Origin of the sequence: Pseudomonas sp. 09C 129 (genome assembly GCF_002843625.1) — a bacterium.
GTDB classification, from domain to species: Bacteria; Pseudomonadota; Gammaproteobacteria; order Pseudomonadales; family Pseudomonadaceae; genus Aquipseudomonas; species Aquipseudomonas chlororaphis.
On sequence record NZ_CP025261.1, the window covers coordinates 6,263,283 to 6,285,874 of the forward strand.

Annotated in this window: 15 protein-coding genes, 2 tRNA genes and 3 rRNA genes; 4 read left to right on the forward strand and 16 right to left on the reverse strand. The window is 58.3% G+C overall.

Annotated elements, in window-relative coordinates; translation table 11 throughout:
* Window positions 1-69 precede the first annotated feature (69 nt).
* Entirely contained in the window at window positions 70-522 is a 453-nt protein-coding gene (gene rimI, locus CXQ81_RS27920; RefSeq protein WP_009045633.1) for a ribosomal protein S18-alanine N-acetyltransferase, read from the reverse strand.
* A complete protein-coding gene (locus CXQ81_RS27925) occupies window positions 515-1,300 on the reverse strand; it encodes an energy transducer TonB (RefSeq protein WP_101339131.1) in 786 nt (261 codons plus the stop codon). The genes rimI and CXQ81_RS27925 overlap by 8 nt, the downstream gene beginning before the upstream one ends.
* Before the next feature lie 180 nt (window positions 1,301-1,480).
* Here CXQ81_RS27925 and mksB point away from each other — a divergent pair, with 180 nt between their 5' ends.
* Genes mksB through mksF form a run of 3 tightly spaced genes read left to right on the forward strand, consistent with a single transcriptional unit; the run spans window position 1,481 to window position 6,295 of the window.
* On the forward strand, window positions 1,481-2,761 hold the full coding sequence (gene mksB, locus CXQ81_RS27930; RefSeq protein WP_053262682.1) for an Mks condensin complex protein MksB: 1,281 nt from the start codon (window positions 1,481-1,483) through the stop codon (window positions 2,759-2,761).
* On the forward strand, window positions 2,751-3,455 hold the full coding sequence (gene mksE / locus CXQ81_RS27935) for an Mks condensin complex protein MksE (RefSeq protein WP_007930132.1): 705 nt from the start codon (window positions 2,751-2,753) through the stop codon (window positions 3,453-3,455). The genes mksB and mksE overlap by 11 nt, the downstream gene beginning before the upstream one ends.
* Window positions 3,452-6,295, forward strand: coding sequence for an Mks condensin complex protein MksF (gene mksF / locus CXQ81_RS27940; protein ID WP_007930131.1), 2,844 nt, complete (start codon window positions 3,452-3,454; stop codon window positions 6,293-6,295). The genes mksE and mksF overlap by 4 nt, the downstream gene beginning before the upstream one ends.
* Window positions 6,296-6,357: 62 nt before the next feature.
* Here the strand turns inward: mksF and CXQ81_RS27945 are convergent, their stop codons facing one another.
* From CXQ81_RS27945 to CXQ81_RS28015, 14 genes are all read right to left on the reverse strand, one after another.
* Window positions 6,358-8,661, reverse strand: coding sequence for a PqiB family protein (locus tag CXQ81_RS27945; RefSeq protein ID WP_007930129.1), 2,304 nt, complete (start codon window positions 8,659-8,661; stop codon window positions 6,358-6,360).
* The gene (locus CXQ81_RS27950; RefSeq protein WP_007930128.1) at window positions 8,654-9,277 is read right to left on the reverse strand and encodes a paraquat-inducible protein A; all 624 of its coding nucleotides are present in this window, start codon (window positions 9,275-9,277) and stop codon (window positions 8,654-8,656) included. Before CXQ81_RS27950 ends, CXQ81_RS27945 begins: the two co-directional genes overlap by 8 nt.
* Window positions 9,264-9,923 carry a paraquat-inducible protein A gene (locus CXQ81_RS27955; RefSeq protein ID WP_053262660.1) on the reverse strand — a complete coding sequence of 220 codons (660 nt, stop codon included), beginning with the start codon at window positions 9,921-9,923 and terminating at the stop codon, window positions 9,264-9,266. The genes CXQ81_RS27950 and CXQ81_RS27955 overlap by 14 nt, the downstream gene beginning before the upstream one ends.
* Window positions 9,924-10,070: 147 nt before the next feature.
* Window positions 10,071-10,186, reverse strand: a 5S ribosomal RNA gene (gene rrf / locus CXQ81_RS27960).
* Between the two features lie 139 nt (window positions 10,187-10,325).
* Window positions 10,326-13,217: ribosomal RNA gene (locus tag CXQ81_RS27965) — 23S ribosomal RNA — on the reverse strand.
* A gap of 239 nt (window positions 13,218-13,456) precedes the next feature.
* Window positions 13,457-13,532: transfer RNA gene (locus CXQ81_RS27970), tRNA-Ala, on the reverse strand.
* A gap of 26 nt (window positions 13,533-13,558) precedes the next feature.
* Window positions 13,559-13,635, reverse strand: a tRNA-Ile gene (locus CXQ81_RS27975).
* Window positions 13,636-13,700: 65 nt separating this feature from the next.
* A 16S ribosomal RNA gene (locus tag CXQ81_RS27980) occupies window positions 13,701-15,237 on the reverse strand.
* The 16S, 23S and 5S rRNA genes sit together here with 2 tRNA genes alongside, the layout of an rRNA operon.
* A 539-nt stretch (window positions 15,238-15,776) precedes the next feature.
* A complete protein-coding gene (gene msrQ, locus CXQ81_RS27990) occupies window positions 15,777-16,400 on the reverse strand; it encodes a protein-methionine-sulfoxide reductase heme-binding subunit MsrQ (protein WP_087091986.1) in 624 nt (207 codons plus the stop codon).
* Entirely contained in the window at window positions 16,400-17,413 is a 1,014-nt protein-coding gene (gene msrP / locus CXQ81_RS27995; RefSeq protein ID WP_101339132.1) for a protein-methionine-sulfoxide reductase catalytic subunit MsrP, read from the reverse strand. Before msrP ends, msrQ begins: the two co-directional genes overlap by 1 nt.
* 63 nt (window positions 17,414-17,476) lie before the next feature.
* Window positions 17,477-18,334 (reverse strand): CDP-diacylglycerol--serine O-phosphatidyltransferase, encoded by an 858-nt coding sequence (gene pssA, locus CXQ81_RS28000; protein ID WP_009045643.1) that lies wholly within the window; start codon window positions 18,332-18,334, stop codon window positions 17,477-17,479.
* Between the two features lie 146 nt (window positions 18,335-18,480).
* On the reverse strand, window positions 18,481-19,497 hold the full coding sequence (gene ilvC, locus CXQ81_RS28005; RefSeq protein WP_007924618.1) for a ketol-acid reductoisomerase: 1,017 nt from the start codon (window positions 19,495-19,497) through the stop codon (window positions 18,481-18,483).
* A 45-nt stretch (window positions 19,498-19,542) separates the two neighbouring features.
* A complete protein-coding gene (gene ilvN, locus CXQ81_RS28010) occupies window positions 19,543-20,034 on the reverse strand; it encodes an acetolactate synthase small subunit (RefSeq protein ID WP_007924620.1) in 492 nt (163 codons plus the stop codon).
* A 2-nt stretch (window positions 20,035-20,036) separates the two neighbouring features.
* The gene (locus tag CXQ81_RS28015; protein WP_007924621.1) at window positions 20,037-21,761 is read right to left on the reverse strand and encodes an acetolactate synthase 3 large subunit; all 1,725 of its coding nucleotides are present in this window, start codon (window positions 21,759-21,761) and stop codon (window positions 20,037-20,039) included.
* Between the two features lie 403 nt (window positions 21,762-22,164).
* On the opposite strand from CXQ81_RS28015, the gene CXQ81_RS28020 reads away from it, so the two are divergent.
* Window positions 22,165-22,587 carry a DUF4124 domain-containing protein gene (locus tag CXQ81_RS28020; protein ID WP_087091984.1) on the forward strand — a complete coding sequence of 141 codons (423 nt, stop codon included), beginning with the start codon at window positions 22,165-22,167 and terminating at the stop codon, window positions 22,585-22,587.
* The last annotated feature ends 5 nt before the right edge of the window (window positions 22,588-22,592 follow it).

The window sequence follows — 22,592 nt, forward strand, 5'->3', positions numbered from 1 at the left end:
ATAGCGGTTTGCCTGACACAGCGCTATCGCGGGCAAGCCTCGCTCCTACGATAGCGGCTCGATACGCCGTCAATCGACCAGGGTGCAGGCCATCACCAGCGCATCTTCGCGCCCGCCTGTCGCCGGATAGTAATCGCGGCGGCGGCCCACTTCGTTGAAACCGTAGCGCTCGTACAGCCGGTAGGCGGTCTGGTTGCTGGAACGCACTTCGAGGAAGCATTCGCGCGCGTCTTTCTGGTAGGCGCGCTTCATCAATTCTTCCAGCAGGCGCAGGCCCAGGCCACGGCCCTGGCTTTCCGGCTTGACGGTGATATTGAGCAGGTGGGCTTCGTCGATGATCACCTGGATCACTCCGTGGCCAACCTGCTGGCTGCCTTCGAACATCAGCCAGACTTCATAGGATTTCAGGGCATCGGTGAAAATGCCGCGGGTCCAGGGATGGCTGAACGCCGCGTATTCGATTTTCAGGATGGCATCCAGATCCGCCTCGGTGGCCTGGCGGAACGATAAAGCGTCACTCATTGCTACTTTTCCAACGCGCCATCAGCCGACGCATGGCTTGCCAGACATCAGCCTTACGCTGTGGCTCTTCCATTAATTGTTCCAGCCCAGGCAGCGCCCAGGCCGAGCCCAGGCCTTCGACCTGGAGTTCACGGTTGTAGGACTGCGCATCAGCCTCGCCCGCGAAACGCACCGCCGGCAGGCCGATCAGCCACAGGCAGACACAAGGTTCTTCTTCGACGCGCGCCCCGACAAAGGCCTGGACGAAATCCCGCGCCGCGTCCGGCCCCTGGTCGAGATTGCCGCGGGTCAGCATCGGCCAGCGCACCGGCTCGGCGAGGATCTGCGGGCTGTCCGGCAGGCCAGCGGCGCGCAGCATGTCCTTGAGCAGCAGATAGGCCGGGTCGCGGCTCTGGAAGGCTTCGCCTGTGGGTAACTCCACCAGCAGCAGGCAACGACCGGCGCGCAGCAATTGCAGGGCGAAACGCGGTGGCGGCACGGGCGGGGCCTTGACCGGCGCCGGGGCCTCCTCGGCATCGACCACGGGCTTGCTGACCGGACGAACGGCAGCGCCGGCGGGACGCGGCACTTCGATTTTCGGCCGTTCGGCAGGCTTGGCCACAGGCTCGGCAACCGTTTTGGCCACAGGTGCAGGGGCTGCCGGGGCCTCGACCACGGGCTCGGCAATCACCAGCAACTCGGGACGGGACGGCGCCGCAAAGGGCAACTCGGTGCGCGGCAGCCAGCTGACCACCTGCATGGCGGACAGATAAGCGCGACGGCGGGACTCGATAAGCAAAGGTCGGCCACTTGTGGATAACTGAAGTGGGGGGATTCTACCGTCCTTCGCCGAAGATCGCCCGCAGTTGATTCGTCACAAAAACACCGGTCCAGCCCATGACAAGACCGAGGGGTGAATCGTCAGCCTTCCGATGCAGTACAATCGCTGCTTTTCATTGCCAACCAGCCGGCCATTCCGATGATCGAACCCAAGCGCGTGTTGCGCGCCCTCGCCGAACACTGGGCACTTCTGGAGCCACTGTGCGAGCACTTCGACCAAGGCACCCTGAGCCTCGCCGAACTGCGTTCACAGCTGGCCACCCAGCAAATTGACAGTACGCCACAGGACATTACCAGCCTGCTGGACGTGTGGATCCGCCTGGATATCCTGGTTCCGGTGGCGAAAAGCCCGAACCGTTTCGAGCTCAACGCACAGATCCACGACTTCCTCGCCTACCTGCGGCGCGAGCACCGCCTGGGCCTGTGCCTGGAAATCGAAGCCTACCTGCGCCACCTCGAACGCCTGGCCGGTTACATTCAGGACGCCTTCGACATCCGCGACGGCCATGACCTGGCCCGCCAGCTGCGGTTGCTGGACATGCGCGTGCGCGATGTATTGAAAAAGCTCGCCAACGACGAACAGGCCCTGGTGGCCGTCGCCGAGCGGGCCAAGACCAGCGACCGGCAGATTCCCCTGCGCCAGCGATACGCCGAGGTACTGGCCACCTGGGACGAATACGTCGAGCCGATGATCCAGCTGGTGAACGCCGACGGCGCCTTCGAGCAAGGCGTGCGCAAGGTCGAGAACGTCCTGCTGCGCATGCTCACCGAACAGCAGCGCCTGGGCCACCTGGTGGACGACGACATGCTGCTGCGCACCCACGCGCGGATCCTGGAAATGCAGACCAGCGCCCAGCTGACCCTGCGTCACGCCCGGGAACTGCTGCTGCCGCTGCGTGAAGAAGCCCGCCGGCACAACGCCGTGACCCGCGGCGCGGCCCTGGCGCTGTCGGCCATCCGGCGCAAGGGCATCGACGCCGTGCCGCAAGCGGCCATGCCACTGTTCACCCGTCCGCAAAGCACCTTCCTCGGCAGCTCCGGCCAGGTCGAGGCCTATGTCTATGCCCTGGCCAGCTTCGAGCCGAAGCCGACGCGCTTCCCCAAGGCGCACAAGACCCACAAGGGCGGCAATGCGCCACGGGCGCCACGTACGGTCCGCGAGATGCTCGACCGCTGCGAAGACGCCCTGCCGATGCCGGACCTGATGACCTGGCTGCTGGAGCAGGAACCGGACGGTGCCACCGACGAGTTGCTGTACTGGTTCTCCCGTCTGTCGCGGGAAAAACGCTTCAAGCGCGAGCGTCTGGAACGCCGCGACTACCACACCCACGAGCACCAGGTCAGCCTGCGCTCCTTCGCCCTGCTCTCGGCCCGCGATGACGTGACCGAGAATTCTGCGAGCACTCCACATGCATCTTGATCTTTCCGAACTGTCCCAGCTGGCGCCGATCTTTCGCGAGCTGTTCAAGGGTTATCACGTCAGCCGCCGCGACCCGGAGCTGTACTCCCAGCTGTCGAACTTCCAGGACCAGTACCGCACCCTGTTCAAGGCCCTGGGCTTCGAACTGGTATGCGACACCCGTGGTTTCTACTACTTCGTGCCGGAGAACGCCGCCGCCCAGGTGAACAAGACCGCCCAGCGCCTGGCGCTGTTCACCTTCATCCTGGTGGAGCACCTGGCTGACCAGGGCCGCGACCCGGTCGCCGTGCTCGACGGCGGCAGCCTCGGCCGCGACGAACTGCCGTCCTTGCTGGAGAAGTACCGCGACCTGTTCATCCAGGCCGAAGTGCAGACCCATGAAGAACTGGAAGAAAAAATCATGCGCCGCATGACCCAACTGGGTTTTGCCGGCGAGGAGCCGGGCATCTACCGCTTCCTGCCGCCGATGCACCGCTTCCTCGATGTGTGCCTGTCGGTGCAGCAGGACCGTGACCTGGCCGCCAGCCTGCACAGCGTGCTGCCATTGCCGACGCCGGTGCTGATCGACGAAGACAGCGACGAAAAACTGCTGCAGACCGACGACCCGCTGGACCTCAGCGAATTCGTCGAATCGGAAAGTGAAGAAGACGCACTGGCCCGCGCCATTGCCGAAGAACAGGAGCTCGACGCATGAGCAAGGAACGCTACGGCATCCGCCGCTTTGCCCTTTTGAACACCGCCGGCTACAGCCTGGGCCTGTTCCCGCTGGAAGAGCCGCTGTCGGTCTACGGCGCGAACAACCTGGGCAAGTCCGCTTCGATCAACGCTCTGCAATTCCCGATCCTGGCACGCATGTCGGACATGAGCTTCGGCAAGTACAGCCTGGAACAGTCGCGGCGTTTCTACTTCGCTACCGATACCAGCTACATCCTGGTGGAAGTGTCCCTGCCCCATGGCCCGCATGTGATCGGCGTGGCCGGGCGCGGTCCGGGCGGCAGTTTCGGTCACCAGTTCTTCGCCTATGCCGGCTCGCTGGACCTGGCGCACTACCAGAAAGACGACACTTGCCTGCGGCAGAAAGAGCTGTTCACCAACCTCGAGCGCCAGGGCCTGAAGGCCTATGAACTCAAGCCGGACGAACTGCGTCGCCTGCTGGTCGGCGGACATACCTCGATTCCGCTGGACCTGACCCTGATCCCGCTGCGCTCCACCAGCGAGCAGAGCCTGAAGACCTTCCGCGCGCTGTTCATCAACCTGCTGCACATGCGCGAAATCACCGCGGCCAAGCTCAAGCAGCTGTTCCTCGATGCCTTCGAGCACAGCCTGCGTTCCGGCAGCGTCGACTACATCGCCGCCTGCGAAGATGCCTTCCGCGACGTGCGCCGCATGGAGCAGGACTACAACTCGCTGGTGGCCGCGGGTCCCCTGGTGGAAGCCCTGGCCAACGGCGTGACACAGCGCGACATCCTGCGCGGCAAACTGCATCGCCTGTCGCCGCTGCTTGATTCGCTGCTGGGCACCTGGTCCGACTACGCCAGCGCGCGCAAGGAAGAGCTGACCATCCAGGCCGAGCACTACCGCAACGAGCAGGACGCACTGCAGAATGACCAGCGCAGCAGCACCCAGGAAATGATGCGCCTGGAGCGGGAAATCACCGGCACCCAGCGCTGGCTCGGTGAGCTCTCGGTGCTCAAGCATCGTTTCGCCCTGGTGGACGATGTCAAGGTCCTGGAGCAGCAACTGCTGGCGGCCAAGGATGCCCACGACGAACTGGCCGGCGCCCTGGCCCAGTCCCGGCAGTTCTCCGCCGAGGACCTGGAAGAGCGCCTGCGGGATCTGGAAAAACGCCTGAAGTCGGTCAAGCAGCAGCTCGATAACGCCGACAACAACAGCTATGCGCGCCTGCGCGAGGAATTCTCGCAACAGGACGTCGAGCGCCTGATGCGCCTGTTCAACAGCCAGTTGTTCAGCCTGCCGCTGGGCGAACATGGCATTGCCTTGGACGAGAACGGCGACTGGGTCAAGTCCGTGGAGCTGATCCTCGATGGCTTCAAGGGCGAGCGCTTCGAAGTGCCGGGGCTGTCCATCGACATTTCCCACATCGAACCGCCGGCCTTGCAGGCCCTGGCGGATCGCGCGGCATTGCGCGACCAGAAAGAGCGCCTGGACAAAGAACTCAAGCAGCTGAAAACCCAGGCCGCAGTGGCCGCCGACCGCGCCGCGAGCAAGACCCAGACCGAAGCGCTGTACCAGCAGGTGCTGGATGCGCAGAAAGCCCTGGAAGATTTCCGCCGCGCGCAGACCCTGAGCGCCGAGGAAGGCGAAAAGCTGGAACAGCTGGCGCAGATGGAAGCCGCCCAGGACGAACTCAAGCGTTCCAGCGACGCCTTCACCGAACGCGTCCAGCAACTGTCGGCCAAGCTGCAACTCGTGGGCCGGCAGATCGGCGACATGGAAGCCAAGCAACGCACCCTCGACGACGCCCTGCGCCGTCGCCAGCTGTTGCCGGCGGACCTGCCGTTCGGCACGCCGTTCATGGAGCCGGTGGACGACTCCATGGACAACCTGCTGCCCCTGCTCAACGACTATCAGGACAGCTGGCAAGGTCTGCAGCGGGTCGATGGCCAGATCGAGGCGCTGTACGCTCAGGTGCGCCTCAAGGGCGTGGCCAAGTTCGACAGCGAAGACGACATGGAGCGTCGCCTGCAACTGCTGATCAACGCCTATGCGCACCGCACCGACGAAGCCCTGACCCTGGGCAAGGCGCGTCGCGCGGCCGTCACCGATATCGCCCGGACCCTGCGCAACATCCGCAGCGACTACGACAGCCTCGAGCATCAGTTGGCGCTGTTCAACCGCGAGATCAACAAACGCCAGGTGTCCAACCTGCAGAGCTTCCGCATCGTGCTCGCGCCGAACAAGGAAGCCCTCAAGCACATCGACCAGATCATCCACAGCGCCGGCCAGTACGAAGAAGGCGAGACCCTGTCGGTGTTCGACCTGAGCCAGAGCGCCGAACAGGACAGCAAGAACGAAGAGGCCAAGGAATACCTGGCCCGCCTGGTAGCGGCCAACCATAACCAACTGGGTCTGAAAGACCTGTTCGAGCTGGCGTTCGAGATCACCAAGGTCAATGGCCAGCCGGTGATCCACACCGATATCGATGGCGCGGCGTCCAACGGCACCACCATGACCATCAAGGCGCTGACCAACATGTACCTGTTGCTGCACTTGATGGACCGCGAGCAGGCCGGGCGCATCCGCCTGCCGTACTACCTCGACGAGGCTGCGGACATCGACGAGAAGAACCAGGCAGCGCTGCTGGAAACCAGCCTGCAACTGGGCTTCGTGCCGATCCTGGCCAGTGTGAAGCCGCAGGTGTCGGCCCAGGTCGCCATCGACCTGGAAGGCGGCAGCGGCCCGAACGGTATCTACATCGACGAGGCGGACTGGAAGTACATCCGCCGTCACGATCAGGTCAAGGCCACCCTGAACGTCGAGCCAGAAGCCGAAGCGGAGCTGGACGAGGTGTAACCGCCAAAGCCGTAAAACAAAAAGGCCGTGATCTTTCGATCACGGCCTTTTTGTTTTCTGGGTTATTTGCCCAGGGGGATTTTCGGTGCCCAGGTCAGCCATTCGTCCTCGAACTTGTCGAACAACGGGAAGGTCTGTTCCGGCCGTGCCGGGTTGCCCATGCGCTCGCCATCCGGCGTGGCAAAGGCGATGCCGCCCTGGATCAGGGTCTCCAGCGACTCGGTGCGGACGGTTGCGCCCTTGAACAGGCCGATGTCGATACCGAACCCACTGCTGTTCCAGAAACGCGTACCGCCACGCACCAGCGGCGCGTACTTCGGCTCGATCAGGATATGGATCAACACCCGGTCGGCAGTCTGGCCCAGTTCGTAGCCCGTGACCTTGCCCACCGTTACCTCGCGGTAAGTCACCGGCACGCCGACCTTCAGCGAGCCGCGCCGCGCCGCGCTCAGCACCAGGCTCAGGCCGGCCTCGGCGACCGCGGTTTCCGGTGGCTGGGGCAAGGCGACAAAGCTGGTTTGCGCGCCGAGGTTCTTCGCCGCCGGCTGCACCTCGATGTACTGTCCGGTCACCAGGGTTTCCAGGTTGGCGGTCTTGATCAAGCCAAGCTCCGGCTTGACCACCCAGAACTGGCTGCCGACCCGCGCGATTCGCTCCGGCACCTCGGTGATCCGAGCCTTGAGCAGCACCGACTGCAGATCGCCGCTCAGGTCGACGTCTTCGACCTTGCCGACATCCAGCCCCTTGAAGCGGATAGGCGTACCCGGACGCAGGCCATCGGCGCGATCGACCTTGATGCTGATCAGCGTGCCCTTCTGTGTCGCCTGCTCCTTGTCGGCATACAAGCGGAAACGTGGGATGCGCTTTTTCAGCGGCACGTTGGGTTCCGGCGTGTCGAAGGCGATACCGCCAGCCATCAGGCTTTGCAACGACTCGCTCTTGACCTGGATGCCGCCGGTCAGGCCACCGGTCAAGGTGACACCGCTGGCATTCCAGAAACGCGTCGAGCCGTTCACCAGCCCTTCGTATTCCTTCTCGATATGCACGCCGATGACCAACTGCTTGCGGGTCCGCGAAAACTGGTAGCTCTGCACCGAGCCGACCTTGACCTGCTTGTACAGAATCGGGCTGCCCACCTCCAGCGAACCGAGGTTTTCGGTGAACAGCACCAGGTGCAGGCCAGGGGAGCGCAGATCCAGCGGCGGCGCCTTGGGCCGCGCCTCGAATTCGCGTTGCGGAGCAGCGCCCTTGTCACCTGGGCGCACCGCGATGTAGTTGCCTTTGACCAGGGCTTCCAGACCGGTGATACCCGCCAGGGAGATCGAAGGCTTGACCACCCAGAACTGGGTGCCTTGCACCAGGTAATCCTCGGCCAGGGGGTCCAGGGTCAGCTCCGCCGTGGCGCTGGACAAATCCGGGTCGACCTTGAGGGCCTTGAGGTTACCAACCTGAATCCCCTTGTACATGACTGGCGTGCGACCTGCCTGGAGCCCTTCGAAGTCACTCAGCTTGACCTTGACCCGGATGCCCGCCTGCGCCGCGTCGAAGTCCTCGTAGAGACGGAACGGCAGGGTCGGGTCGGTTGGCGGGCTGTCCCGGCGATTCTCCGGGGTAGCGAAGGCGATACCGCCGGCGACGATGCTGGCCAGGGATTCGCTACGCACTTTCACACCGGACAGGTTGGCGTCGATGCTGATGCCGCTGGCGTTCCAGAAACGCGTATGTTTACGCACCAGGTTGGCGTAGGTCGGCTCGATAAAGACTTTGATCTCCACCGTGTTCTGGTCTTCGGAGAGCAGGTAGCTTTTCACCTGCCCCACCTGGATCTGCTTGTAGAACACCGGGCTGCCGCGGTTCAACGATCCCAGGCGATCCGCCTTAATGGTCAAGTGCAGGCCTGGCTTGGCGTCCGATAACGGTGGTTCTTCGACCAGCGCCTTGAACTTGCGCGCAGGCTCGCCCTCTCCCGGGCTGATGGCGATGTAGTTACCTGAAACCAGCGTCTCCAGCCCGGTGATCCCGGCCAGGGTCACGCTCGGCTTGACCAGCCAGAAGCGTGTGCTGCTCTTCAGGTATTGCTGGACGTCCTTGTTCATCTCGACAGTGGCAATCACCCCTCTGGTGTTGCCTTCGTCGTCCAGGGCCAGGGCCTTGACCTTGCCCACCGACATCCCTTTGTAGACCACCTCGGTCTTGTTGGCCTGGATGCCCTCGCCGCTTTCAAAGCGCACCTGGACCTCGATACCGGTCTGACTGTAGGCACGCCAGCCCAACCATCCGCCAATCAGCAACGCGATCAGGGGCAGGACCCAGATGGCCGACCAGTTCGAAGCCGGACGGGTTTTAGCTTTAGGCAAATCACTCATTGTCGTCGTCCGACTCCGTGTTATCCCAGATCAGTCGGGGATCAAAAGTTACTGCGGCGAGCATCGTCAGAATCACCACGCTGGCAAAGGCCACTGCACCGAGATTGGCCTCGATACTGGCAAGTCGGCCGAAGTTCACCACCGCCACCAGGATGGCGATCACAAAGATATCCAGCATCGACCAGCGGCCGATGAACTCGATAAAGCGGTACATCCAAATGCGTTGTCGCGCCGATAACGGCTGGTGGCGCTGGACCGAAAACAGCAACAGGGCAATCCCCACCAGCTTGAAGGTAGGAACCAGGATACTGGCGATGAACACCACCGCCGCAATCGGGATCATGCCGTGCTGCACCAGTACGATCACCCCCGACATGATAGTGCTGGGGTCACCCTGGCCGAGTGACGTGACCGTCATGATCGGCAGTACATTGGCTGGGATGTACAGGATCGCCGCAGTAATCAGCAGTGCCCAGGTACGCATGATGCTGTTGGGGCGACGAGCATGCACCAGGGCCCCGCAACGAGTGCAGGTTTGCTCATCGGTATCGGGTTCCTGCCTGTTCAGCTCGTGGCATTCATTACAGACCAGAATGCCCGCATCAATCGCCCGCATACGCATCCTCCCCGGCCAGGGCATCCCATATCTGATGGGGCGACATGACCACCTCAAGCCACACTTGAACCAATAACAGGCTGACAAAACACACCAACCCCAGGCCGACCGTCATGGCAGCCAGGTCCGCCAGCTTGACGATGGCGACCAATACCCCCATCAGGTAGACCTCGAGCATGCCCCAGTCCCGCAAGTGGTGATAAATGCGGTACAGCAACAGGCCGTAACTGCGACCTATGTCCAGGCGAATACTCAGGAGCACGAGCAACTGGCAGACCAGCTTGAGCAATGGAATGCCCATGCTGCAGAGAAACACCACCACCGCCACGCCTTGCATATCGGTATTGAACAAACCGATAACGCCGCTCCACACAGTGTCCTCAGAGGATTGTCCGAGTAGATTGAGCTGCATGATGGGTAAAAAGTTCGCGGGGACATAGAGCAGTAGCGCGGCAATAACCAATGCCAAGCTGCGATCCACGACGTTATGGCGGTGTGCGTATAGCTCGTAACCACAGCGGGGGCACTGGGCTTTTTCTCCGTGGGCCAGCTCTGGCTTGCGCATCAACAAGTCGCATTCGTGGCAGGCCACCAGATCGTCCAGCGGCAACTCCGACAGCCCGGGGGCGTCAACCGTATCTGACATACAAGACTCTGGCTCTGAAAAGGCGTGAAGCTATTCTAGAGGTCCGTCCCGAAAATAACTGTGCAAAATTGTTTGGAGATAAGAACCGTTTTCTACGCGCAAAAACAAAACCCCAATTGCTTTCGCAATTGGGGTTTCGGAATTTAATCTTGACGATGACCTACTCTCACATGGGGAAACCCCACACTACCATCGGCGATGCATCGTTTCACTGCTGAGTTCGGGATGGGATCAGGTGGTTCCAATGCTCTATGGTCGTCAAGAAATTCGGTGTGCCGAGTCGTCTTTCGACGCTTCAGCAAATTGGGTATGCGATAGTTTGTGTGTTTTCTCGAACTTTCGGTTCGTTTCGTCTTCACACACCGCAATCTGGCTGTTAAGCGCAAATTGCTTGGGTGTTATATGGTCAAGCCTCACGGGCAATTAGTATTGGTTAGCTCAACGCCTCACAGCGCTTACACACCCAACCTATCAACGTCGTAGTCTTCGACGGCCCTTCAGGGAACTCAAGGTTCCAGTGAGATCTCATCTTGAGGCAAGTTTCCCGCTTAGATGCTTTCAGCGGTTATCTTTTCCGAACATAGCTACCCGGCAATGCCACTGGCGTGACAACCGGAACACCAGAGGTTCGTCCACTCCGGTCCTCTCGTACTAGGAGCAGCCCCTCTCAAATCTCAAACGTCCACGGCAGATAGGGACCGAACTGTCTCACGACGTTCTAAACCCAGCTCGCGTACCACTTTAAATGGCGAACAGCCATACCCTTGGGACCGGCTTCAGCCCCAGGATGTGATGAGCCGACATCGAGGTGCCAAACACCGCCGTCGATATGAACTCTTGGGCGGTATCAGCCTGTTATCCCCGGAGTACCTTTTATCCGTTGAGCGATGGCCCTTCCATACAGAACCACCGGATCACTAAGACCTACTTTCGTACCTGCTCGACGTGTCTGTCTCGCAGTCAAGCGCGCTTTTGCCTTTATACTCTACGACCGATTTCCGACCGGTCTGAGCGCACCTTCGTACTCCTCCGTTACTCTTTAGGAGGAGACCGCCCCAGTCAAACTACCCACCATACACTGTCCTCGATCCGGATAACGGACCTGAGTTAGAACCTCAAAGTTGCCAGGGTGGTATTTCAAGGATGGCTCCACGCGAACTGGCGTCCACGCTTCAAAGCCTCCCACCTATCCTACACAAGCAAATTCAAAGTCCAGTGCAAAGCTATAGTAAAGGTTCACGGGGTCTTTCCGTCTAGCCGCGGATACACTGCATCTTCACAGCGATTTCAATTTCACTGAGTCTCGGGTGGAGACAGCGCCGCCATCGTTACGCCATTCGTGCAGGTCGGAACTTACCCGACAAGGAATTTCGCTACCTTAGGACCGTTATAGTTACGGCCGCCGTTTACCGGGGCTTCGATCAAGAGCTTCGCGTTAGCTAACCCCATCAATTAACCTTCCGGCACCGGGCAGGCGTCACACCCTATACGTCCACTTTCGTGTTTGCAGAGTGCTGTGTTTTTAATAAACAGTCGCAGCGGCCTGGTATCTTCGACCGGCATGGGCTTACGGAGCAAGTCCTTCACCCTCACCGGCGCACCTTCTCCCGAAGTTACGGTGCCATTTTGCCTAGTTCCTTCACCCGAGTTCTCTCAAGCGCCTTGGTATTCTCTACCCAACCACCTGTGTCGGTTTGGGGTACGGTTCCTAGTTATCTGAAGCTTAGAAGCTTTTCTTGGAAGCATGGCATCAACCACTTCGTCACCTAAAAGGTAACTCGTCATCAGCTCTCGGCCTTAGAATCCCGGATTTACCTAAGATTCCAGCCTACCACCTTAAACTTGGACAACCAACGCCAAGCTGGCCTAGCCTTCTCCGTCCCTCCATCGCAATAACTAGAAGTACAGGAATATTAACCTGTTTTCCATCGACTACGCTTTTCAGCCTCGCCTTAGGGACCGACTAACCCTGCGTCGATTAACGTTGCGCAGGAAACCTTGGTCTTTCGGCGTGGGTGTTTTTCACACCCATTGTCGTTACTCATGTCAGCATTCGCACTTCTGATACCTCCAGCAAGCTTCTCAACTCACCTTCACAGGCTTACAGAACGCTCCTCTACCGCATCACTTACGTGATACCCGTAGCTTCGGTGTATGGTTTGAGCCCCGTTACATCTTCCGCGCAGGCCGACTCGACTAGTGAGCTATTACGCTTTCTTTAAAGGGTGGCTGCTTCTAAGCCAACCTCCTAGCTGTCTAAGCCTTCCCACATCGTTTCCCACTTAACCATAACTTTGGGACCTTAGCTGACGGTCTGGGTTGTTTCCCTTTTCACGACGGACGTTAGCACCCGCCGTGTGTCTCCCATGCTCGGCACTTGTAGGTATTCGGAGTTTGCATCGGTTTGGTAAGTCGGGATGACCCCCTAGCCGAAACAGTGCTCTACCCCCTACAGTGATACATGAGGCGCTACCTAAATAGCTTTCGAGGAGAACCAGCTATCTCCGAGCTTGATTAGCCTTTCACTCCGATCCACAGGTCATCCGCTAACTTTTCAACGGTAGTCGGTTCGGTCCTCCAGTCAGTGTTACCTAACCTTCAACCTGCCCATGGATAGATCGCCCGGTTTCGGGTCTATACCCAGCGACTAAACGCCCTATTAAGACTCGCTTTCGCTACGCCTCCCCTATTCGGTTAAGCTCGCCACTGAATATAAGTCGCTGACCCATTATACAAAAGGTACGCAGTCACAGAACAAAGTCTGCTCCCACTGCTTGTACGCATACGGTTTCAGGATCTATTTCACTCCCCTCTCCGGGGTTCTTTTCGCCTTTCCCTCACGGTACTAGTTCACTATCGGTCAGTCAGTAGTATTTAGCCTTGGAGGATGGTCCCCCCATATTCAGACAAAGTTTCTCGTGCTCCGTCCTACTCGATTTCATGACTAAGAGATTTTCGCGTACAGGGCTATCACCCACTATGGCCGCACTTTCCAGAGCGTTCCGCTAATCTCAAAGCCACTTAAGGGCTAGTCCCCGTTCGCTCGCCACTACTAAGGGAATCTCGGTTGATTTCTTTTCCTCAGGGTACTTAGATGTTTCAGTTCCCCTGGTTCGCCTCTTGCACCTATGTATTCAGTACAAGATAACCATCTTATGATGGCTGGGTTCCCCCATTCAGACATCTCCGGATCAAAGTCTGTTTGCCGACTCCCCGAAGCTTTTCGCAGGCTACCACGTCTTTCATCGCCTCTGACTGCCAAGGCATCCACCGTATGCGCTTCTTCACTTGACCATATAACCCCAAGCAATCTGGTTATACTGTGAAGACGACATTCGCCGAAAATTCGCGATTAAACTCACAAATTTTACCTTAGCCTGAACAACACCAGTGAAAGTGCTATCCAGTCTATCTTTCTATCACATACCCAAATTTTTAAAGAACGATTCTGATAAAGATCAGAAATCAACATTCACCATCAACTTGATGGAATGCTCATTTCTAAGCTTTAAACGATGGACACCAATCTGTAATGGTGGAGCCAAGCGGGATCGAACCGCTGACCTCCTGCGTGCAAGGCAGGCGCTCTCCCAGCTGAGCTATGGCCCCGTATCGCTACAGGGTGCACCAGTAATTGGTGGGTCTGGGCAGATTCGAACTGCCGACCTCACCCTTATCAGGGGTGCGCTCTAACCAACTGAGCTACAGACCCAATCGTCTTCTTCAATGAATCAAGCAATTCGTGTGGGAGCTTATGAAGCAGCTGATGTCGTCGATTAAGGAGGTGATCCAGCCGCAGGTTCCCCTACGGCTACCTTGTTACGACTTCACCCCAGTCATGAATCACACCGTGGTAACCGTCCTCCCGAAGGTTAGACTAGCTACTTCTGGTGCAACCCACTCCCATGGTGTGACGGGCGGTGTGTACAAGGCCCGGGAACGTATTCACCGCGACATTCTGATTCGCGATTACTAGCGATTCCGACTTCACGCAGTCGAGTTGCAGACTGCGATCCGGACTACGATCGGTTTTGTGGGATTAGCTCCACCTCGCGGCTTGGCAACCCTCTGTACCGACCATTGTAGCACGTGTGTAGCCCAGGCCGTAAGGGCCATGATGACTTGACGTCATCCCCACCTTCCTCCGGTTTGTCACCGGCAGTCTCCTTAGAGTGCCCACCATAACGTGCTGGTAACTAAGGACAAGGGTTGCGCTCGTTACGGGACTTAACCCAACATCTCACGACACGAGCTGACGACAGCCATGCAGCACCTGTCTCAATGTTCCCGAAGGCACCAATCCATCTCTGGAAAGTTCATTGGATGTCAAGGCCTGGTAAGGTTCTTCGCGTTGCTTCGAATTAAACCACATGCTCCACCGCTTGTGCGGGCCCCCGTCAATTCATTTGAGTTTTAACCTTGCGGCCGTACTCCCCAGGCGGTCAACTTAATGCGTTAGCTGCGCCACTAAGAGCTCAAGGCTCCCAACGGCTAGTTGACATCGTTTACGGCGTGGACTACCAGGGTATCTAATCCTGTTTGCTCCCCACGCTTTCGCACCTCAGTGTCAGTATCAGTCCAGGTGGTCGCCTTCGCCACTGGTGTTCCTTCCTATATCTACGCATTTCACCGCTACACAGGAAATTCCACCACCCTCTACCATACTCTAGCTCGCCAGTTTTGGATGCAGTTCCCAGGTTGAGCCCGGGGATTTCACATCCAACTTAACGAACCACCTACGCGCGCTTTACGCCCAGTAATTCCGATTAACGCTTGCACCCTCTGTATTACCGCGGCTGCTGGCACAGAGTTAGCCGGTGCTTATTCTGTCGGTAACGTCAAAATACTCACGTATTAGGTAAGTACCCTTCCTCCCAACTTAAAGTGCTTTACAATCCGAAGACCTTCTTCACACACGCGGCATGGCTGGATCAGGCTTTCGCCCATTGTCCAATATTCCCCACTGCTGCCTCCCGTAGGAGTCTGGACCGTGTCTCAGTTCCAGTGTGACTGATCATCCTCTCAGACCAGTTACGGATCGTCGCCTTGGTGAGCCATTACCTCACCAACTAGCTAATCCGACCTAGGCTCATCTGATAGCGCAAGGCCCGAAGGTCCCCTGCTTTCTCCCGTAGGACGTATGCGGTATTAGCGTCCGTTTCCGAACGTTATCCCCCACTACCAGGCAGATTCCTAGGCATTACTCACCCGTCCGCCGCTCTCAAGAGGTGCAAGCACCTCTCTACCGCTCGACTTGCATGTGTTAGGCCTGCCGCCAGCGTTCAATCTGAGCCATGATCAAACTCTTCAGTTCAAACATCTTTGGGTTTTGAGAAAACCCTAAACTTGGCTCAGCAATCGTTGGTTACATCTTTGATTTCTCGCGGAGTAACTTGTGATGCTGATAATCTTTCTGACTATCAGTCTGACTCCACAAGCACCCACACGAATTGCTTGATTCAGTTGTTAAAGAGCGGTTGGTTAAGTCTTTCGTCTCAACCGAGGCGCGCATTCTACAGCAGCCTCTGCATCTGTCAAGCGGTTATTTTAAGAAGCTCTCAAAGTTTCCTTTGCAACTTCAACCACTTGCGCTTCCGATCTCTCGTCAGCGGGAGGCGAATTCTACAGCGTTACACGCTGCTGTCAACACCTCTTTTTCTCCGCTTTCGACCGAGAAGATCGAATCGTTAACTCGGCGAAAACTTACTGCCGAATCAACTCCTTCGGGCTTCGATGAACTGAAGCGCAACCACTGCCGAAAACCGCGTAACTCGTTGAATCTCAAGGAGTTTTCCGTTTCGACTGCGCCGGAAGTGGGGCGAATTATAGACTTCCAGAATCTGCCGTCAACCCCTAATTACGCTTTTGTTGCAAAAGATGGTTTTTCCCCACTAAACGCGGGATTCGCCGTGTCACCGGCGGCACCCGCAACAGTAACAACAACGCGCCAATAGAGGCGTAGATAGCCCACTCTTTAAGATCAGCCCGAACAATCCAGAGCATATGCAGTAAACCCAGCCCGAGAATGAGATACGCCAACCGATGCAACTTCTTCCAACGACTGCCCAGGCGACGCTGGCTGTATCGATTGGAAGTCACCGCCAAGGCCAACAATCCGAGAAAGCCCAGGCTTCCTACAATAATGTAGGGCCGCTTACGCAACTCCACGCCCAACTGCGACCAGTCGAGCCCGAGGATAAATACAGCGTAAGCACTTAAATGCAGCACTACATAAGCAAAGCACCACAAACCAAGCTGGCGTCGTACCGCGATCCACCCCGCCCATCCCGTGAGTTTCTGCAGGGGCGTCATGCTCAGGGTGATCAGTAAAAAGATCAGGGTACCCAGACCCAATCGATCGACCAGTACCTTTCCCGGGTCGGGCCCGAGGGCGGAGGCCCAAGCCTGGTACAACCAAAGCAAAGGCCAGATAGCAGCAACGATGAAGACGCCAAGGCGCCAGAGTGGGTAGCGCATCAGTAATTCTTCCGCAGATCCAGGCCGGTATATAAAGAAGCGACTTCATCCGCGTAGCCATTGAACATCTGTGTCTCACGCACGTTGGGACTGAACAGACCGCTAGGCAATCGACGTTCGCGTGCCTGAGTCCAGCGAGGGTGATCAACCGTGGGATTCACGTTCGCGTAAAAACCGTACTCATTGGCAGCGATGCTTTGCCAGGTGGTTTTCGGCTGCTCCTCTACCAGACTGATACGCACGATGGACTTGATGCTCTTGAAGCCGTACTTCCAGGGCACTACCAAACGCAACGGTGCGCCGTTCTGGTTGGGCAGCTCACGGCCATACATCCCCACGGCAAGAATCGCCAAGGGGTGCATCGCCTCATCCAGGCGCAGCCCTTCTACATAAGGCCAATCGATCAGAGCAAAACCCGAACGTTGACCGGGCATGCTTTTAGGATCCTGAAGGGTTTCGAAGCGGATGAACTTGGCCTTGGAGGTTGGCTCGACCTGCTTGAGCAGCTCGGAGATCGGGAAACCGATCCAGGGAATCACCATGGACCAGGCCTCGACACAACGCAGCCGGTAGATCCGCTCCTCCAATTGATAAGGCTTCATGAAGTCTTCCAGCGCATAACGCCCTGGCTTGCCCACCTCCCCGTCCACCACCACACTCCAGGGCTCGGTTTTCAGCGCGCCGGCATTGGCAGCCGGGTCGCCCTTGTCGGCACCGAACTCATAGAAGTTGTTGTAGTGGGTGGCATCCTTGAACGGAGTGATCGCCTCATCCTTGACGTTGACCGCCTGCCATTTGGTTTCCGGCAGCTTTTGCGCAAACCATGACGGCGCCTTGCCAGGCTCGACATCTGGATAGCGCCCAGCGTCTTCGGCACTGGCCCAACGTGGCAGCGCACTGGCAGCCAAGCCAGCAATGGCCCCACCCAACAGGCTACGGCGAGAGAAATAAAGAGATTCAGGCGTGACGTCCGACTCTTTGCAGTCAGACGACTTGGGGATTTTGATCAACATGGCAACTCCGCAGTATTGGAGGACTGATGCACCAATAGACTGCGGAGTATGGGGGAAATTACATTAAGGCAACGTTTTGCGTCGACGAAGACGCAGCAGGTATTGCACTGGACCGGACGCCGCATAAGCGAGGAAAACCAGCAGCAGAATCCGCGGCGGATCACTGAAGACCACGGCGAATACCAGAACCACGGCGAGAATCGCCACGAAAGGTACACGCCCCTTCAGGTCCAGCTCCTTGAAGCTGTTGTACTTGATATTGCTGACCATCAGCATGCCGGCCGCCGCCACCATCAGCGCCACCAGGAACGACATCTTCGAACCCTGGATGCCGTAATCGCTGAACGCCCAGACAATACCGGCCACCACACCCGCCGCGGCCGGACTGGCCAGGCCGATGAAGTAACGCTTGTCGGCAGTCCCCACCTGGGTGTTGAAGCGAGCCAGACGCAACGCTGCGCCAGCTACATAGATGAAGGCGACCATCCAGCCGACCTTACCCATGTCGCCCAGCGCCCAACCGAATGCCAGCAAGGCAGGCGCAACGCCGAAGGCAACCATGTCGGACAGCGAGTCATACTCGGCGCCAAAAGCGCTCTGGGTATTGGTCATGCGGGCCACGCGCCCATCCAGACCGTCGAGCACCATGGCGACAAAAATCGCGATGGCCGCGAACGCGAAATACTTGCTCGCTCCTGCCGCGTCCCCGGCGCTCAACGCGCTCTGGGCACTCATGGAGTTGATGATCGAGTAGAAACCGGCGAACAGGTTCGCGGTGGTGAAGAGATTCGGCAGCAGATAGATACCACGATGCCGGACTTTACGGCCTTCAGCGTCATGCCCTTCTTCGACATGCTCATCGATGGGTAGCAGGCTTTCGGCGTCAGAGGCCTGGTTTGGCTCTTCGGGACGTTCGCTCATGGACATTACCTTGCAACGGTGTGAAAAGTTTCGACGATACCCAGGGTCACGATTGGACCACAAAGGATCCAGCTTTATACCAGAACCTGTCTATCCAAACGAAAAAACGCGGCCTAGGCCGCGTTTTTCCCTGACAAGACTCGAACTTAGTTCTTGGCTTTGTCGACGATTTTGTTGGCACCGATCCACGGCATCATCGAGCGCAGTTGCTCACCGATGATTTCGATACCGTGAGCAGCGTTGTTACGACGCTTGGCGGTCATCGATGGGTAGCCGGTAGCACCTTCGCTGATAAACATCTTGGCGTACTCGCCGTCCTGGATGCGCTTCAGGGCGTTGCGCATGGCCTGACGGGATTCGGCGTTGATCACTTCAGGGCCGGTCACGTACTCGCCGTATTCGGCGTTGTTGGAGATCGAGTAGTTCATGTTGGCGATACCGCCTTCGTACATGAGGTCAACGATCAGTTTCAGTTCGTGCAAGCACTCGAAGTAAGCCATTTCCGGCGCATAGCCAGCTTCGACCAGGGTTTCGAAACCGGCCTTGACCAGCTCGACGGTACCGCCACACAGAACAGCCTGCTCGCCGAACAGGTCGGTTTCAGTCTCGTCCTTGAAGGTGGTTTCGATGATACCGGTACGGCCGCCGCCCACGCCTGCCGCGTAGGACAGAGCAACGTTCTTGGCGTTGCCGGAAGCGTCCTGGTAGATAGCGATCAGGTCAGGGATACCACCACCCTTGACGAACTCGGAACGTACGGTGTGGCCTGGGGCCTTCGGCGCGATCATGATCACGTCGAGGTCGGCGCGCGGAACAACCTGGTTGTAGTGGATCGCGAAGCCGTGGGAAAAGGCCAGGGTGGCGCCCTTCTTGATGTTCGGCTCGATTTCGTTCTTGTACAGCTGGGACTGGAACTCATCCGGAGTCAGGATCATGACCAGGTCGGCGCCGGCAACGGCAGCGGCTACGTCGGTCACTTTCAGGCCATGGGCTTCAGCCTTGGCAACGGTGGACGAGCCTTTACGCAGGCCAACGGTGACATCAACGCCGGAGTCTTTCAGGTTGCACGCTTGAGCGTGGCCCTGGGAACCGTAACCGATGATGGCAACTTTCTTGCCCTGGATGATCGAGAGGTCGCAGTCTTTATCGTAGAAAACTTTCATGAATTTCCCCTATATCAGGCCGTTCAGGCCGTTCGCTAATTTGAGTTAGATGCTGAGTACTTTATCGCCACGGGCAATGCCGGTGACGCCACTGCGTACGGTTTCCAGAATCGAGGCGGTGCCGATCGACTGGATGAAACTGTCGAGCTTGTCGCTGGTACCGGTCAATTGAACGGTATACACGCTGGCACTGACATCGACGATCTGCCCACGGTAAATATCGGTGGTGCGCTTGACCTCGGCGCGCTGGGCGCCAGTGGCTTTGACCTTGACCAGCATCAGCTCGCGTTCGATGTGAGCGCTTTCCGACAGGTCGACCAGCTTGACCACTTCAACCAGCTTGTTCAGGTTCTTGGTGATCTGCTCGATGATTTCATCGTGCCCCACGGTGGTCAGCGTCAGACGCGACAGGGTCGGGTCTTCGGTCGGCGCCACGGTCAGGCTTTCGATGTTGTAGTTGCGCTGCGAAAACAGGCCAACCACACGAGACAAGGCGCCGGGTTCGTTTTCCAGAAGCAAGGAGATAATGTGCCGCATGATTAAGTACGCTCCGTCTTGCTCAGCCACATATCGCGCATGGAGCCGTCTTTGATCTGCATCGGGTAGACGTGCTCGCTGGTATCGACCTGGATGTCGAGGAACACCAGGCGATCTTTCATGGCGAACGCCTCTTCCATCTTCGGTTTCAGATCCTTCAGGTCCGTGACGCGAATGCCCACGTGCCCATAGGCCTCGGCCAGCTTGACGAAATCAGGCAGCGATTCCATGTAGGAATGCGAGTGACGGCTACCGTAGTTCATGTCCTGCCACTGCCGCACCATACCCAGCGCACCGTTGTTCAGGTTGATGATCTTGACCGGCAGGTCGTACTGCAGGCAGGTCGACAGCTCCTGAATGTTCATCTGGATACTGCCCTCGCCCGTTACACAGGCAACGTCAGCATCAGGGAAACTCAGCTTGACGCCCATGGCCGCAGGGAAACCGAAGCCCATCGTGCCCAGGCCACCGGAGTTGATCCAGCGATTGGGTTTGTTGAACCGGTAGTACTGCGCCGCGAACATCTGGTGCTGACCCACGTCGGAGGTCACATAGGCGTCGCCCTTGGTCACTTCGCAGAGGGTCTCGATCACGGTCTGCGGCTTGATGATGCTGCCGTCGCCCTTGTCGTAAGGGAACAGGCCGCGATCACCGCGCCACTCCTCGATCTGCTTCCACCAGCTGGCGACTGTGTCCTTGTTCGGGGTTTCGCCGATTTCCTTGAGGGCCGCGACCATTTCGGTCAGGACGCTCTCTACCGGACCCACGATCGGCACGTCTGCCTTGATGGTCTTGGAGATGGACGCCGGGTCGATGTCGACATGGATGATCTTGGCGTTCGGACAGAATTTCGCCGGACCGTTGATGACACGGTCGTCGAAACGCGCGCCGACTGCCAGGATCACATCGGCATGGTGCATGGTCAGGTTGGCGGTGTAGCTGCCGTGCATGCCGAGCATGCCGACGAACTGACGATCGGTGCCAGGATAGGCACCCAAGCCCATCAGGGTATTGGTGACCGGCAGGTTGAGCATTTGTGCCAATTCGGTCAGCGGCGCGGAACCGCCACCGAGGATCACCCCGCCGCCTGCGTACAGCACAGGACGCTTGGCCGCCAGGAGCATTTCTGCCGCCTTGCGGATTTGCCCGGAGTGACCACGAACAGCTGGGCTGTAGGAGCGCAGCTTCGCTTTTTTAGGGAAAACGTATTCGAACTTTTCAGCCGGATTGGTCATGTCCTTAGGGACATCGACCACGACTGGACCCGGACGACCGGATTGCGCCAGGTAGAACGCCTTCTTCATGACTTCCGGGATTTCCGAAGCATGCTTGATCATGAAGCTGTGCTTCACGATCGGCCGGGAGATACCGATCATGTCGGTTTCCTGGAACGCGTCGGTACCGACCATGGTGCTAGGCACCTGACCGGAAATGATCACCATTGGAATGGAGTCCATATAGGCAGTGGCGATACCGGTGATGGCATTGGTCGCGCCAGGGCCGGAAGTCACCAGTACCACGCCGGCCTTGCCGGTGGCACGGGCGTAGCCGTCAGCCATATGGGTAGCCGCTTGCTCGTGACGAACCAGGATGTGGGTCACTTCCGGTTCTTTGAACAGGGCATCGTAAACATGAAGGAGAGCACCACCCGGGTACCCATAGATATATTTGACGCCTTCGTCACGCAAAAAGCGGACGAGCATCTCACCGCCAGATAAAAGCTCCACGTTGTTCACCTCTAAAACGCCAGAATACCGCCCTCTTGAAAGGGGACGGGTCTTAATAGGTTTACTTCTCAGCAGAGCATGAGCGACGGTGGTCGCCGACTACGTCAGCACTGACTGAGCAAGTATTGGGAGTGCCCCAAGTGTTGCGGGGTTTTCCCACCCAGCGCGAGGTAACGCGTTGCGGGTGTAGCAGGTCGGCGCGGATGTGCGCCTCATGTTCTGCCGAGTGGGTCTGCTTCTGGCAGTCCCTCTACAGCGGACTTTGGATTCTTCTGTTTCGCCCTCTGCAAGTCAAGACGTCAATGTGCTTTATTCGAACTAAGCGCATGAGAACGCAAGAAAAAACCTGTAAACCGCGAGTGTCTGCGCTTCAATTGCGCAATCCTGGATAAGGAATTCAAAAATGCGAACCTTCGCCATGACCGCTGGACTGCTGCTCGCCATGAGCCTCCCGTGCCAGGCCGGCCAGATTTACAAATGGGTCGACGCCCAGGGAGTCACCCATTTCGACGCCCAGCCACCCCAAGGCGTGGGCAGCACTGCCATCACCCTGCCAAAAGCGCCGAAAGGTGCGAGCAGTACGCCGCCGCCCGACAAGCCGGGCCCTCAGCAACAAGTCATGGACAATCAGGTCAAGCAGCAGCTCGCCAGGCAGGAAGCCGAACGCAGGCGTTTTTGCACACAGGCACGGGCCAGCCTGGCGCAGTTGCAGAACAACCCGCGCCTGAGCGAGAACACAGAGGGGGGAGTGCGCCGCCTGACCGAGGAACAACGGCAGCAGCGCATTGCGGAAACACAGAAGGCGATAGACAACCACTGCCGCTAGGCAGT

Excerpts from the sequence above, each read along its gene's own strand:
- pssA (WP_009045643.1), bottom strand. The coding sequence starts at position 18,334 with ATGAGCGAACGTCCCGAAGAGCCAAACCAGGCCTCTGACGCCGAAAGC.
- CXQ81_RS28020 (WP_087091984.1), top strand. The coding sequence starts at position 22,165 with ATGCGAACCTTCGCCATGACCGCTGGACTGCTGCTCGCCATGAGCCTC.
- msrQ (WP_087091986.1), bottom strand. The coding sequence starts at position 16,400 with ATGCGCTACCCACTCTGGCGCCTTGGCGTCTTCATCGTTGCTGCTATC.
- mksE (WP_007930132.1), top strand. The coding sequence starts at position 2,751 with ATGCATCTTGATCTTTCCGAACTGTCCCAGCTGGCGCCGATCTTTCGC.
- msrP (WP_101339132.1), bottom strand. The coding sequence starts at position 17,413 with ATGTTGATCAAAATCCCCAAGTCGTCTGACTGCAAAGAGTCGGACGTC.
- ilvN (WP_007924620.1), bottom strand. The coding sequence starts at position 20,034 with ATGCGGCACATTATCTCCTTGCTTCTGGAAAACGAACCCGGCGCCTTG.
- CXQ81_RS27945 (WP_007930129.1), bottom strand. The coding sequence starts at position 8,661 with ATGAGTGATTTGCCTAAAGCTAAAACCCGTCCGGCTTCGAACTGGTCG.
- mksB (WP_053262682.1), top strand. The coding sequence starts at position 1,481 with ATGATCGAACCCAAGCGCGTGTTGCGCGCCCTCGCCGAACACTGGGCA.
- ilvC (WP_007924618.1), bottom strand. The coding sequence starts at position 19,497 with ATGAAAGTTTTCTACGATAAAGACTGCGACCTCTCGATCATCCAGGGC.
- mksF (WP_007930131.1), top strand. The coding sequence starts at position 3,452 with ATGAGCAAGGAACGCTACGGCATCCGCCGCTTTGCCCTTTTGAACACC.
- CXQ81_RS27950 (WP_007930128.1), bottom strand. The coding sequence starts at position 9,277 with ATGCGGGCGATTGATGCGGGCATTCTGGTCTGTAATGAATGCCACGAG.
- rimI (WP_009045633.1), bottom strand. The coding sequence starts at position 522 with ATGAGTGACGCTTTATCGTTCCGCCAGGCCACCGAGGCGGATCTGGAT.
- CXQ81_RS27955 (WP_053262660.1), bottom strand. The coding sequence starts at position 9,923 with ATGTCAGATACGGTTGACGCCCCCGGGCTGTCGGAGTTGCCGCTGGAC.